Genomic DNA, 13092 nt, shown 5'->3' with positions numbered 1-13092 from the left:
TTGCCGACAAAGGCACTATCTTGACGCCATGCCGTCGCACTCCACTGCCTTCACGACACTCGAGGATGCCGCCGAGCGGGGCGATGCCGTCCGGTTCTGGCGCGAGCAGCGCTATGACGGATTGGAATGCCTGAGCGCGATCTTTCGCCGGCACCGCTATGTGCCGCATACCCATGAGACCTATGCCATCGCCGCCGTGCTCGACGGCTGCGAGGCCTTCTCGCATCGTGGTGTCAGGCATTACGCCTCGCCGGGAAGTTTCGCGATGGTCTGCCCGGACGAGCTGCATGATGGAGAGCCGGCAGGCGAGGGTTTCGTCTATCGCGTGCTCTATCCCACCGTCGATCTGATGCGTTCGGTCGCCGAGGATACTTTCGGCCGGCCGGCCGCCGGCACGCCCTGGTTCGACCGTTCGGTGATCGAGGATCCTGCCCTGGCGGCCGATCTGGTGAAACTGCAGATCGCGCTCGGCGACCCCGCCGTGACCCTGCTCGAACGCGATGCCAGGCTCAGCCGTTTCTTTTCGATCTTGCTCGGGCGCTGGGGCGGCCATGGCGAGCCGATCAGGCTCGGCAACGAGAGCGGGCCGCTCGCCAAGGCCCGGGCCTATCTGGACCAGCATTTCGAGCGCGATGTCGGCCTCGACGAGCTTGCCGTGGTAGCGGGGCTCAACCGCAGCCACCTCGTGCGTTCCTTCCGCAAGGCCATGGGCACCACGCCGCATGCCTATCTCATCGACCGGCGCTACCGCGCGGCGCGGCGCCTGCTGGCGGCCGGCGAAGGGCCGGCGGAAGTGGCGGCCGCCTGCGGCTTCTGCGACCAGAGCCACCTCAATCGGGTGTTCAAGGCCCGCATGGGCGTGACGCCGGGCGCCTTCCGGGGTGATGGAGTGTCGGCCTCCGGCCGACAAATGTCAGCCATGGGCTGACCCTCCCGACGCAACTTTTATCCAAGACCGGCGGTCGTGCAGCGCCTATTGAGACGGCTCCATCAGGAGCTCTCGCTTGTCTGCCCGTTCCGAAATCCGTTCCGCGTTGATCGACATTGCCCCGCCAGCCCTGGCGGCGGTGCCGATCGGTTTCCTGTTCGGCGCCATCGCTGTCGCCAGGGGTCTGTCGCCGGCCGAGACGGCCTTGATGTCCATCACCGTGTTTGCCGGCAGCGCGCAATTCGCCGCGCTCGAGCAATGGGTGCAGCCGGTCTCGATCCTGGCCCTGGCTTTCGGCACCTTGCTGATCAATTGCCGCCATATCCTGATGGGGGCCTCGCTCACCCCCAAGACGCGGCTCTTCTCGCCCGCCCAGCGCTTTCTCGGCTTCTTCATGATGGCCGACGAGAATTGGGCGATGTCGGAGCGCCGGGCCGGCCAGGCCGAGCTGACACCGACCTATTATTTCGCCATGTCGGTGTTCTTCTATCTCAACTGGGTGCTGTGGAGCACGGCGGGCGGCTTCGTTGGCCAGCTCCTGGGCGATCCCGCGCGCTATGGCGCCGATTTCGCTTTCACCGCCCTGTTCATCGGCCTGATCGCGGGGTTCTGGGAAGGACGCAACTCGGCGGCAGCGATCGTCACCAGCGCCGTGGTGGCGGCCCTGGTCTATCTCAAGATCGGGGCGCCCTGGCATGTGCCCGCCGGGGCGCTGGCCGGCATTCTCGCCGCTTTCCTCACCGGCCATCCCGGCCGCAGCAAGCTCGATGTCAAGGAGGCCGTCGATGTCGTTTGATCCCCACACGGTGGCAGCGATCCTGACCATGGCGCTGGTAACCTATGCCACCCGCGTGGCCGGCATCTTCCTCGACGGCCGCCTCGCCCTGACCGGCCGGACCAAGGCCGCCTTTGACGCCATTCCGGCGGCCGTTCTGGTCTCGGTGATCGCACCGGTCGCGCTCGCGACCGGACCGGCCGAAACCATTGCCGCCGGCGTCACCATGGTTTCGGCCACGCGCATGCCGCTGCTGGTGACCATCGTGGTTGGCGTGGTGAGCGTGGTGCTGCTGAGGATGATGATGGGGTGACGGCGCCGGATCTCCAGGATCGGCTTTATCCTGCGTTATCAACGCCGGATGGAAGTCTTTTCAGTCGAGACCATCTGGGTGCGCCCGTCCGCGAAGGGGGAATGGAACCGCCAGACTATTCGCTGACATTCCCGCCGGCATCGATATTTATCCCGGCTCCCTGATAGAGAGAGGGCAGCAAGCTCTGCCATCCGGCATAGCGGGAAGCCGTCTGCTTGGCGTGATCGAGAGCCGAGCCAGCCGGACAGGGGAGACCCTTCCCATTTTTCTGCGCCCTACTCCTGGCTTCGGCGATCATCGACGGCACATCCAGGCGTACGCCGACGCAACGCGCCATGGCGGCTTGCGCCCCGTAGATTTTGGCGATGCCCGTAAAGCCCATCTCGGCAAGTTTGCGTTCCGGTGGGCCGCAACGATTGAGGCTCTCGATGAAGATCGTCGCCTCCAGGATGTTCATTTTCATCCCCTCGGCACCAATGCAGGCGCTGGTAAGCGTCTCACCAGCCTGATGCATGCACAAGGTTTGCAAAATGCGCTGTTGACCCTCTTTCGAGATCTTGCAGACCGGGCCGGCCAGCACCGCCCCGGGTAGAAGCAAGGCCATGATTGAGATCATGGACCGTAAATATCGAGGACGCCCGACCATGCATGTTCTCCGTTCCGGAACCGCGGGCAGGTGTATCACCCGATCGCCTGCGTCACCTGCTCCAGCCATACCCGTTCCGGTTCGTCCAACAGCGGGCCCAGCGTCTCGCGCACCTGGGCGTGGTAGGCGTTGAGCCAGTCGATCTCGCGGGTGGTGAGCAGCGACAGTTCGATCGGCCTCACATCGATAGGCGCCAGCGTCAGCGTCTCGAAGCCGTACATCTCGCGTTCGGCACCCTCGATCGTGATGGGTTCGACCAGGATGAGGTTCTCGATGCGGATGCCGAAGGCGCCGGTGCGGTAATAGCCGGGCTCGTTGGAGAGAAGCATGCCCGGCTCCAGCGGCGTGGTGCCGAGCTTGGAGATGCGCTGCGGGCCCTCATGGACGGAGAGATAGGAGCCGACGCCATGGCCGGTGCCGTGGTCGAAATCGGTGCCGATCTCCCACAACGCGGCGCGGGCGAAGCTGTCGAGCTGGGCACCGGAAACACCCTTGGGAAAGCGTGCCAGGGCGATGGCGATGTGGCCCTTGAGCACGCGGGTATAACGGTCCTTCATCTCGGGAGAGACCTCGCCCACGGCGATGGTGCGGGTGATGTCGGTCGTGCCGTCGACATATTGCGCGCCGGAGTCGATCAGGAAGAAGCCCGGCGTCACCGGCCGGTTGCTGGCGTGGCTGACGCGATAATGCGGCAAGGCGGCGTTCGGCCCGGCCGAGGAGATCGAGGGGAAGGAGAGATCCTTGAGCACGCCCGTGCCCTCGCGGAAGCGCTCCAGGGCCTCGGCTACCGAGATTTCGGTTTCCTTGCCGTCCGGTACGGTGCGCTCGAACCAGGCGAGGAAGTTCACGAAGGCAACGCCGTCGCGGATATGGGCAGCCCTGGCGCCGGCGCGCTCGGCCTCGTTCTTGACGGCACGCAGCAGGGCGACGGGATCGCCCCCCTTCTGCACCTTGCCGCCGGCCTTCTCGACCAGGGTGGCGAAATGCTCGACCACCATGGCGGGATCGAGCCGTACCGTCTTGCCCTTCACGCTTCCGGCCAGCACGGCCTCGATCTGGCTCGGTTCGGCAATCGCCATGTGCTGGGCCAGGTCGTCGCGGACGGCATTGGAGAATTTGCGCCCATCGGCGAACAGCGTCGGCTGTCCCTCGGCCGGCACCAGCGCATAGGAGAGCGGCAGGGGCGTGTGGGAGACGTCGCCGCCGCGGATATTGAACAGCCAGGCCGAGGCATGGGCGTCGTTGGTGAAGACGGCGTCGATCTTCTGCTCACGCAGCTTGGCCTGCAGCCGTTCGACCTTGGAGGACACGCTCTCGCCGGCGAGCGCGACGTCGTGCAGGACGATCTGGGCAAGCGGCGGGGCGGGGCGGTCGGTCCAGATAGCGTCGACCGGGTTTTCCCTGACAGCAACGAGATTTGCGCCTGCCTTCTCGCAGGCGGCGCGAAGTCGCTCGACCTCGTTCATCGATTGAAGACGCGGGTCGTAGCCGAGCTTCATGCCGGGCTTGAGCACGGTGCCGAGCCATTTCTCCGGCGGCTCCTCGATGAGATGGCGCGGCGTATAGGTCGCGGTGTCCACCTGCTCGCGCACCTGCACGGTATAGCGGCCGTCGACGAAGATGGAGGCCTGGTCCCTGAGGACGACGGCGATGCCCGCCGATCCGGCAAAGCCGGTGAGCCAGGAAAGGCGTTCCTCCGAGGGGGGGCAATATTCGTTCTGGTGCTCGTCCGAGCGGGGGACCACGAAGCCGTCGAGCCCCAGGTCGGCGAGCTTGCTGCGCAACGCCGCCGCGCGGGCCGGGCCGAGGCTGGGCTGGGAAATTTCGTCGAAGGACTGAAAAGCCATTTGATCACCCTTGAAATACAGCTCCCTTCTCCCCCTTGCGGGAGAAGGGGTTCTAGTCGTCTAGAGTCGTGCTTCCTCAAAGCTTCTTGGGCTTGCCGCCGCCATAGGACAGCACCAGCGTCGTCCACTCGTCGATCTTGATCTGACGGATGAGATGGAGGCCCTGGGCGCGATAGGCCGCCAGCGCCGCATTGGCATGGGCGTGTAGCAGGCCGGAAAGGATCACCGTGGCGCCGGGCGCCAGCAGGCGGCTCATCGGCGCCGCGAGGCGAACCAGGGGGGCCATCAGGATATTGGCGAAGACGAGGTCGAACGGCTTGTTGGTCTGCATGGCGCGTGCGGTGGTGCCGCGTGCCACGAAGCTCTCGACATAGGCCCCGGCCTTGTTGAAGCGGATGTTGTTGCGCGCGGTGGCGATGGCGATCGGATCGATGTCTGAGGCCAGCACGCGCAGGCGCAGGGCGCGCGCGGCCGCAATGGCGAGCACGCCGGTGCCGGTGCCGATGTCGAGCGGACGGTTGGGGCGCCTGCGCTTGAGGAGATCGTCCAAAGCGAGGAGGCAGCCCCGCGTGGTGCCGTGATGGCCGGTGCCGAAGGCGAGCGCCGCCTCGATCTCGATGCCGATGGTATTGGCCGGGACATGCTGGCGATCATGGCTGCCATGGACGGTGAAGCGGCCCGCCCGCACCGGCGCCAGGCCCTCCAGCGAGGCAGCTACCCAGTCCTTGTCGCCGAAGCTGTCGAAGACCACCTCGATATCGGGGCCGGCCGCCAGAGCGATCAGGTCCCGGACGGAAGCCTCGTCCGGTTCGGTACGGAAATAGACTTCGACCAGCCAAGGCGGCTTCGCCGTGCCGTCTTCCTTCTCGAAGGCGGCGATCGCCGTTTCCGTGGGATCGAAGCTCTCGCCGAGCAAATCGGCGATGCGACGCGCGCGCATCTCGTCGGTGACGATACGCGCGACATGGGTGGGATTGTTGGGATGAAGACCTTCGAGCATGTCGCTTGGCTATCGCGCCAGCCGCCGGAGGGCAACGGAAATCGCGATAATCGCGATGTTGTTTGCTGGATCGCCGGCTGCCAGTCTGTTCTTCCCGAAACGTTGAGCGCCATAGCGAGCGAAGGTGGTCGATCTGAAGATCGACCCTCCAGCTCCTGCGAGCTCTACCCGCCGAAACGCTGGAAGCGTTCGCGCAGGGCCTGCAGCTGTTCCACGCCGGCATTGGCGAAGGCGACGCGCATATGCCCTTCGAGGCCCGGGCCGAAATAGGGGCCGGGCAGGCAGAGCACGCCGGCCTTCTCCACCAGGTCCTTGACGACGCTCGCGGCAGTATGGACGTGGAAGGGATGATGCAGGAAGGCGAAATAGGCGCCCATCGCGTCGATCCGCCAGCCATTGATCCCTTCGAAGGCTGCACGGAAGCTGGCGGCGCGCCTGTCGATCTCCAGGCGGTTGGCTTCGCGCCACGCGGTCAGCCCCTCGATGGCCCAGGCGACGGGAGCCTGGGCGGCGCGGGGGGCGCAGATCTGCAGCGTGTCGAGAACCTTGCCGACCTCGGCTGCCACGGCGGGAGCGGCAATCAGCGCACCCAGGCGATGGCCCGGGATGCAGTAGCTCTTCGAGAAGGAATAGAGATAGATCAAGGTGTTGGCGAACTCGCCTGAAGCGATGAGTCCGTGCGGCCGGCCGGCGACGAAGTCGCGATAGGTCTCATCGAGGATGAGGAACAGGCCGCGTTCCCGGCAAAGTCGGGCGAAGGCTTCGATGGTCTCGGGCGGGTAGACGGCGCCCGTCGGGTTGTTGGGCGTGACGAGCAGGATCGCCCGCGTGGTGGGATCGATCAGTTCGGCGGCGCTCTCGACATCCGGCACGAAGCCGTTCCCGGGCGGGCAGGAGAGCGCCCGCGCCTCGATACCGAGCATATCGAGCGTCATCTTGTGATTGAAGTACCAGGGGCTCGGCAGCAGGATGGAGTCGCCGGCCTTGGCCACGGCGAGGGCTGCGACGAAAAAGGCCTGGTTGCAGCCGGTGGTGATCGAGACGGTCTGCCAGTCGACTTCTCCGCCATAGAGGTTGGAAACATGCGCGGCATAGGCTTGGCGCAGCACCGTGTCACCCTCGATCGGGCCATAGCTGGCGCTCGCCGCCGCGCCGGCATTGCGGCTGAGCCGCTCCAGCAGCTCCGCATGCGGCGGATAGCCCGGGACCGCCTGGGAAAGATCGATCAGCGGGCCGGCCGCGCCGTCATAGGCGCGTGCCCAGCCCTGCGCCTCCGGAATCGGCGGGGTGGCGGTATCGAGGAGATTGGGATTGATGGCGGGCAGGGTGCTCATGCGGTCCTAAATGCCTGTGGCATCCTGCTCTGACAAGGGGATTTCCGGCCGTCGCGGCGATGACATTGTCGCAGGAATCTCCTACCCCTTTGACATGTCCCTGCCGTCAAGCCTCAGGATCGATGCCGCCCGCGCGGCCGTGTCGCTCAGCCCTACCGATGCTGCCTTCGTTCAGCATCCTTATCCCGCCTATCAGGCCATCCGCGAAGCCTGCCCGCTGTTCTTCTGGGAGGAGTATGGCTGCTGGTGCGCGGCCTCGCATCAGACCGTGTTCGACCTCTTCCGCGACAGGCGCTTCGGGCGCGAGGTGCTGCATGTGGCCAGCCGCGCCGAACTCGGCTGGCCGGAGCCGCAGGCCCATCTGGCGCCCTTCGATGCGGTCGATGCCCATTCCATGCTGGAGCGCGAGCCGCCGGTTCATACGAGGCTGCGCACCCTGGTCAATCGCGCCTTCGTCACCCGGCAGGTCGAGCGTCTGAGGCCGCGGATCGCGGCGCTCGCCAACGAACTGATCGACGGTTTCGAGGGGCAGGGCGGGGTTGATCTGATCGAGGCTTTCGCCACGCCCATCCCGGTGATCCTGATCGCCGAACTCCTGGGCGTGCCGGTCGAGATGGCCCCGCAACTGCTCGACTGGTCGCATCGCATGGTGGCGATGTATCAGTTCAGCCGGAGCCGCAGCATCGAGGACCAAGCCGTTGCGGCTGCTCAGGATTTCTCCCACTTCCTGCGCGGTTATGTCGAGCGGCGCCGGGCCGAGCCGCGCGACGACCTCATCAGCCATCTCATCGCCGTCAAAGCCGAAGGCGACCGGCTCAGCGAGGAGGAACTGATCTCCACCTGCATTCTCCTGCTCAATGCCGGTCATGAGGCGACGGTGCACGCCATCGGCAATGGCGTGAAGTCGGTGCTGCAGGCGGGTCTCGACCGTGAGGCGGTGCTGGCCGGCGGCGAAGGACTGGTGGAGGAGATGCTGCGCTTCGATCCGCCGCTCCACATGTTCAAGCGCTACGCGCTGGAAGACGTCACGCTGGGGCCGGCGACCTTCCGCAAGGGCGACCAGATCGGCCTGCTGCTCGGCGCCGCCAACCACGATCCGCATCGTTTCGAGGAGCCGGAGCGTTTCCTGATGACGCGGCAACGCCCGCCCCATGTCAGTTTCGGCGGCGGCATCCATTTCTGTGTCGGCGCCCCCCTCGCGCGGCTGGAACTGGAAGTCGCCGTGCCGATCCTGTTCGAACGGCTGCCTAGCCTGCGGCTGGAAGAAACGCCGGTTTATGCCGATACCTACCATTTCCACGGGCTGAAGACGCTGGATTTGCGTTGGTAATTCCAGGCGCACGGGCATCTTGCTCGTATCTTCCTTTCCTCATGCGCGGCGTTCCTGGCAGGTCGGAACGGGCAAGATGCCCGTGCATCCGGGGGCAAGCCCTGCACGAGTGGCGTCCCTGCCTTGTCTTTGCTGTGGTTCTCTTTCAAATCCGCCCATGTTATGGATATTGAAAATGTATAACATTCATTTTGTGTTATATTGTCGTCGGCGCAGCGGAAGAAATTAACATGGCAACTCCCTCCGGCCCTCAAGCGGCGGCAGCCAAGCCCTTCTATGCCTCCTTCGGTTTCCAGGTGCTCGCCGCCATGGTGGTGGGCCTGGTGCTCGGCCTTTATGCCCGCTCGCTCGGGCCGGACGCGGCAGGCAACCCCAATTGGCTGGTGCAGACGCTGACGACCATCGCCTCGATCTTCGTCCAGCTGCTTTACGCCCTGGTGCCACCTTTGGTGTTTACCGCCATCGTCGCCTCGATCGGCAATCTGCGCAAATTGTCGAATGCGGCCGCTCTGGTCTGGCAGACGCTGCTGTGGTTCGCGATCACCGCCTTGATTGCCGTGCTGATCGGCATCGCCCTCGGGCTGGTCATCCAGCCGGGCCTGCATTCGACCGTGTTGGCCGAGACCGCCAAGGCGCCAGCCACCACCGGCTCCTGGCTCGATTTCCTCAAGGGCCTGGTACCCGCCAATGTCTTCGGCATCCAGGCCTCCACCAAGCTTAGCGATGGTGCCGCCTCGACCTCGCTGCAATTCAACGTGCTGCAGATCCTGGTGATCGCTATTGCGGTCGGCGTGGCTGCGTTGAGTGTCGGCGAGCGGGCCAATCCCTTCCTCACCTTCAACGAGTCGCTGCTATCAATCGTGCGCAAGATCCTGTGGTGGGTCATCCGGCTGACCCCGATCGGCACGATCGGCCTGCTCGGCAAGGCCGTGGCGCAATATGGCTGGCAGACGCTGGGGCAGCTTTCCTGGTATGCCCTCGCCATTTATATCGGCCTCGCCATCGTTCTGCTCGTCGTATACCCGCTGCTCCTGGTCCTGCATGGGCTGAGCCCCGCCCGCTTTTTTGCTGGCGCCTGGCCGGCGGTCCAGCTCGCCTTCGTCTCACGCTCCTCGCTCGGCACCATGCCGGTGACCGAGGCGGTGACGGAGCGCAGCCTCGGCGTGCCTCGGGAATATGCGGCTTTCGCCGTACCCCTGGGATCGACCACCAAGATGGATGGCTGCGCGGCGATTTATCCGGCCATTTCGGCGATCTTCGTGGCCCAGTTCTACCAGATACCGCTCGGCATCGAGCATTACGCCCTGATCGTGTTCGTCTCGGTGATCGGCTCGGCTGCCACCGCCGGCCTCACCGGCGCCACCGTGATGCTGACCCTGACGCTGTCGACCCTCGGCCTGCCGCTCTCCGGCGTCGGCCTGCTGCTCGCCATTGATCCGATCCTCGACATGGGCCGCACGGCGGTCAACGTCGCCGGCCAGGCGCTGGTGCCGCTGCTGGTCTCCAAGCGCCAGGGCATCCTGGACGAAGCCCGCTACAACCAGGCCGGCGGCATCGACAATCTCGACGCCGGCGTGCCGGCCAAGGGGTGAGGAGGCGAAGCCTCCTTTCAAGGTTTGACCCAATTGCCTTCCCCACTTCGTGGAGAAGGCGGGTTGCGCCTCGAAGGTCTCCCAATAATGCCGGTCGTCTTGACGGCTCTGAGGGCCAGATGTTTCGGCGCTGGCCGGTGCCACAATTTTCCGTCAATTCAACGCCAGATTGTCCTTTTCTTCTCGTAGGAGATGTTGCGAGGAGCCATTTGGAAGGGACGGTTTGCGATGAAGACCTATATACTCCTCGATCGCTCAGGTTCGATGCAGATCCGCTGGACCGAAGCTCTCAGCGCCGTGAACGTGTACGCCACCGACCTTGCCAAGCACGAAGAGAGCCGGAACAGCGGTATCCTGCTCGCCACGTTTGATGGGTATGACGGGCTCAAATTCGAGGTCTTGCGCAATGTGACGACGACGGCTGACTGGACACCGGTCAGTCCTGAAGAACTTGTGCCGCGCGGCAACACGCCGCTCTTCGATGCGATTGGACGTGTGACAGCACTTGCTACGGAGGAGAGTCCGGAGCGCGCGGTGTTTGTGGTGATGACCGATGGCGAGGAGAATGCCAGTCGCGAGCTCACTCGCGAGGGCGCGAAGGCGGCGTTCGATCGCTGTCGTGACCGGGGCTGGCAAATCGTCTTTCTTGGCGCAGATTTCGATGCCTTCGACCAAGCGGCTTCGGTCGGCGCAGACCGGCGCCATACCCTGCGGACCTCTGCCGGGCACTATTCGGCAGCAAGCCTGGCGACTTCGGCTCGTGCACGAGGCTATCTGTCCAGAGGTGCCGAGATGACCTATTCGGACGAAGACCGCAACGCAGCGGTCGGACAGGAGCCTGCTTCGAGCAAATGACGGCGCGACGGCCCGTTCACTTCCTGCCGCCTTGCGAGAGTGTTTGCCTCAAGCCGCCTCGACGAAGCTGTCGACTACGCGCTTGCGGCCGGCCTTGTCGAAATCGACGGTGAGCTTGTTGCCGTCGACCTCGGCCACTTCGCCATAGCCGAACTTCAGGTGGAAGACGCGGGTGCCGACCTTGTAGGCCGAGGCCGTGCCGGTGGAGCGGGCCACCAGTTCGCCTTCGATGGTCAGGGGCTCGCGGCGGAGCGGGGCCTGGGTGGTGCGGAAGCCCGAGGCCATGTTGCTCTGGGCGCGCTGCCAGCCTGGCGTCGAATAGTTCGAGCCGGCGAAGGGCTGGGCCTTGTCGAAGCGGCTCATGCCGAGCGAGCCGCCGGAGCCATAGGAATTGGAAGCCTCCACCACGTCGACATGGGCGGCCGGAAGTTCGTCGACGAAACGCGACGGCATGGTCGACTGCCACAGGCCGTGGATGCGGCGGTTGGAGGCGAACCACACCTTGGCGCGGCGACGGGCGCGGGTCAGGCCGACATAAGCGAGGCGCCGTTCCTCCTCCAGCCCGGCACGGCCATTCTCGTCGAGCGAGCGCTGGTGCGGGAACAGGCCCTCCTCCCAGCCGGGCAGGAACACGGTTTCGTATTCAAGGCCCTTGGCGCCGTGGAGCGTCAGGATCGAGACCTTGTCCTCGCTGGCGCCTTCCTCGCTGGCATCCATCACCAGGGAGATGTGCTCGAGGAAGCCGGCCATGTTCTCGAAGCCTTCCATCGAGCGCACGAGTTCCTTGAGGTTTTCCAGCCGGCCCGCGGCCTCGGCCGTGCGATCCTTCTGCCACATGTCGGTGTAGCCGGATTCCTCCAGGATCAGTTCCGCCAGCTCCTGGTGCCCGAGCACCTCGCTCTGGGCGGCCCAGCGCGAGAAGGAGGCCATCAGGGCGCCGAGCGTCTGGCGCGGCTTGGGCTTGAGCTCTTCGGTCTCCACCAGCACCCGCGCGGCCTGCATCATCGGCACGCCGTTGTGGCGGGCATAGTCGTGCAGGATCTGTACGGTGGCATCGCCGAGGCCGCGCTTGGGCACGTTGACGATGCGCTCGAAGGCAAGGTCGTCCGCCGGCTGCATGGTGGCGCGGAAATAAGCGAGGGCGTCGCGGATCTCGGCGCGCTCATAGAAGCGCGGGCCGCCGATGACGCGATAGGGCAGGCCGAGCGTGACGAAGCGATCCTCGAATTCGCGCATCTGGAAGGAGGCGCGCACCAGGATGGCGATGTCGTTGAGGGCGTGGCCTTTGTGCTGCAGCGCTTCGATCTCATCGCCGATGGCGCGGGCTTCCTCGCCGGAATCCCAGGCGCCGGCCACGGTGACCCGCTCGCCTTCCTCGTCATCGGTGAACAGGGTCTTGCCGAGCCGCCCCTCATTGTTGGCGATGAGGTGGCCGGCTGCGCCGAGAATATGACCGGTGGAACGATAATTGCGCTCGAGCCGGATCACGGTCGCGCCCGGAAAATCCTTCTCGAAGCGCAGGATGTTGTCGACCTCCGCGCCGCGCCAGCCATAGATCGACTGGTCGTCGTCGCCGACGCAGCACAAATTCGGCTTTTCGCCGGCCGGTGTCTGGGCCAGCAGGCGCAGCCACAGATATTGGGCGACATTGGTATCTTGATACTCGTCCACCAGCATGAAGCGGAAGCGGTGATGATATTCGGCCAGGACGCCCGGATTCTCGCGGAACAGGCGAATGGTTTCGAGCAGGAGATCGCCGAAATCGGCGGCGTTCAGGGTCTTGAGGCGGGCCTGGTAGGCGGCATAGAGCTCGCCGCCCTTGCCATTGGCGAAGGACATGGCCTCGCCGGAAGGCACCTGCGCCGGTGTCAGGCCGCGGTTCTTCCAGCCGTCGATGGCATTGGCGAGCTGGCGCGCGGGCCAGCGCTTTTCATCGATTCCCGCCGCCTCGATCACCTGCTTCATCAGGCGGATCTGGTCGTCGGTGTCGAGAATGGTGAAATTGGATTTGAGGTCGACCAGTTCGGCATGGCGGCGCAGGATCTTCACGCCGATGGCATGGAAGGTGCCGAGCCAGGGCATGCCTTCCACGCTCTGCCCGATCAGCACGCCGATGCGCTCGCGCATCTCCCGCGCCGCCTTGTTGGTGAAGGTGACGGCGAGGATCTGGTGGGGGGCGGCGCGGCCGGTGGCGAGAATATGGGCGATGCGGGTGGTCAGCACACGCGTCTTGCCGGTTCCGGCGCCCGCCAGCACGAGCACGGGGCCGTCCAGCGTTTCCACTGCAGCGCGTTGTTCCGGATTCAGGCCGGTGAGATAGGCGGCAGGCCTTGCTGCCGCCATGGCGCGCGCGGCAATGCCGCCGGCGGCCGGCTGATGGGCCAGGGAAGGGGGGCGTGGATCGGACAAGTCGGGCTTTCGCGTGATTCTGGATTGCCGGATAATGGCTTAGATGGGGAGCCGCGTCGAGAT

11 protein-coding genes are annotated in these 13092 nt (G+C 65.2%); 6 read left to right on the top strand and 5 right to left on the bottom strand.

All coding sequences use genetic code 11. The features are described 5' to 3' along the window. The first annotated feature begins 28 nt into the window (after positions 1-28). From J8I29_RS08160 to J8I29_RS08150, 3 genes are all read left to right on the top strand, one after another. Complete coding sequence (locus J8I29_RS08160; protein WP_209431250.1) at positions 29-928, top strand: AraC family transcriptional regulator; 900 nt, start codon at positions 29-31, stop codon at positions 926-928. Positions 929-1004: 76 nt separating this feature from the next. After that, positions 1005-1724: an AzlC family ABC transporter permease gene (locus J8I29_RS08155; protein ID WP_245196771.1), complete on the top strand. Its 720-nt coding sequence runs from the start codon at positions 1005-1007 to the stop codon at positions 1722-1724. Next, positions 1714-2016, top strand: a complete 303-nt coding sequence (locus tag J8I29_RS08150) for an AzlD domain-containing protein (protein WP_209431249.1) — start codon at positions 1714-1716, stop codon at positions 2014-2016. The genes J8I29_RS08155 and J8I29_RS08150 overlap by 11 nt, the downstream gene beginning before the upstream one ends. A gap of 115 nt (positions 2017-2131) precedes the next feature. On the opposite strand, the gene J8I29_RS08145 is transcribed toward J8I29_RS08150, so the two are convergent. The 4 genes from J8I29_RS08145 to J8I29_RS08130 all read right to left on the bottom strand — a co-directional run bounded on the left by J8I29_RS08145 (position 2132) and on the right by J8I29_RS08130 (position 6843). Further along, positions 2132-2620: a hypothetical protein gene (locus J8I29_RS08145; protein WP_209431248.1), complete on the bottom strand. Its 489-nt coding sequence runs from the start codon at positions 2618-2620 to the stop codon at positions 2132-2134. 77 nt (positions 2621-2697) lie between these two features. After that, positions 2698-4509 (bottom strand): aminopeptidase P family protein, encoded by a 1812-nt coding sequence (locus J8I29_RS08140; protein WP_209431247.1) that lies wholly within the window; start codon positions 4507-4509, stop codon positions 2698-2700. Positions 4510-4585: 76 nt separating this feature from the next. Then, positions 4586-5509 (bottom strand): 50S ribosomal protein L11 methyltransferase, encoded by a 924-nt coding sequence (locus J8I29_RS08135; RefSeq protein WP_209431246.1) that lies wholly within the window; start codon positions 5507-5509, stop codon positions 4586-4588. 164 nt (positions 5510-5673) lie between these two features. Further along, a complete protein-coding gene (locus J8I29_RS08130; RefSeq protein ID WP_209431245.1) occupies positions 5674-6843 on the bottom strand; it encodes an aminotransferase in 1170 nt (389 codons plus the stop codon). A gap of 94 nt (positions 6844-6937) precedes the next feature. Here J8I29_RS08130 and J8I29_RS08125 point away from each other — a divergent pair, with 94 nt between their 5' ends. The 3 genes from J8I29_RS08125 (at position 6938) to J8I29_RS08115 (ending at position 10620) form a co-directional block, all read left to right on the top strand. Continuing rightward, positions 6938-8173, top strand: a complete 1236-nt coding sequence (locus tag J8I29_RS08125; RefSeq protein WP_209431244.1) for a cytochrome P450 — start codon at positions 6938-6940, stop codon at positions 8171-8173. A gap of 230 nt (positions 8174-8403) precedes the next feature. Next, entirely contained in the window at positions 8404-9765 is a 1362-nt protein-coding gene (locus J8I29_RS08120; RefSeq protein WP_209431243.1) for a dicarboxylate/amino acid:cation symporter, read from the top strand. 228 nt (positions 9766-9993) lie between these two features. Beyond that, complete coding sequence (locus tag J8I29_RS08115; RefSeq protein WP_209431242.1) at positions 9994-10620, top strand: vWA domain-containing protein; 627 nt, start codon at positions 9994-9996, stop codon at positions 10618-10620. Between the two features lie 48 nt (positions 10621-10668). Here J8I29_RS08115 and J8I29_RS08110 read toward each other — a convergent pair whose 3' ends face one another. Continuing rightward, complete coding sequence (locus J8I29_RS08110; protein ID WP_245196770.1) at positions 10669-13029, bottom strand: UvrD-helicase domain-containing protein; 2361 nt, start codon at positions 13027-13029, stop codon at positions 10669-10671. Between the last annotated feature and the right edge of the window lie 63 nt (positions 13030-13092).

The organism is Labrys sp. LIt4, from assembly GCF_017813775.1.
Taxonomy (GTDB): domain Bacteria; phylum Pseudomonadota; class Alphaproteobacteria; order Rhizobiales; family Labraceae; genus Labrys; species Labrys okinawensis_A.
Note: the sequence above shows the minus strand (reverse complement) of the source record. Positions and strands in the feature narration are given on the sequence as shown.

What these genes read in the sequence shown, in the direction of transcription:
- J8I29_RS08160 (WP_209431250.1), top strand. Translation starts at nt 29, where the DNA reads ATGCCGTCGCACTCCACTGCCTTCACGACACTCGAGGATGCCGCCGAG.
- J8I29_RS08150 (WP_209431249.1), top strand. Translation starts at nt 1,714, where the DNA reads ATGTCGTTTGATCCCCACACGGTGGCAGCGATCCTGACCATGGCGCTG.
- J8I29_RS08145 (WP_209431248.1), bottom strand. Translation starts at nt 2,620, where the DNA reads ATGGCCTTGCTTCTACCCGGGGCGGTGCTGGCCGGCCCGGTCTGCAAG.
- J8I29_RS08140 (WP_209431247.1), bottom strand. Translation starts at nt 4,509, where the DNA reads ATGGCTTTTCAGTCCTTCGACGAAATTTCCCAGCCCAGCCTCGGCCCG.
- J8I29_RS08135 (WP_209431246.1), bottom strand. Translation starts at nt 5,509, where the DNA reads ATGCTCGAAGGTCTTCATCCCAACAATCCCACCCATGTCGCGCGTATC.
- J8I29_RS08130 (WP_209431245.1), bottom strand. Translation starts at nt 6,843, where the DNA reads ATGAGCACCCTGCCCGCCATCAATCCCAATCTCCTCGATACCGCCACC.
- J8I29_RS08125 (WP_209431244.1), top strand. Translation starts at nt 6,938, where the DNA reads ATGTCCCTGCCGTCAAGCCTCAGGATCGATGCCGCCCGCGCGGCCGTG.
- J8I29_RS08120 (WP_209431243.1), top strand. Translation starts at nt 8,404, where the DNA reads ATGGCAACTCCCTCCGGCCCTCAAGCGGCGGCAGCCAAGCCCTTCTAT.
- J8I29_RS08115 (WP_209431242.1), top strand. Translation starts at nt 9,994, where the DNA reads ATGAAGACCTATATACTCCTCGATCGCTCAGGTTCGATGCAGATCCGC.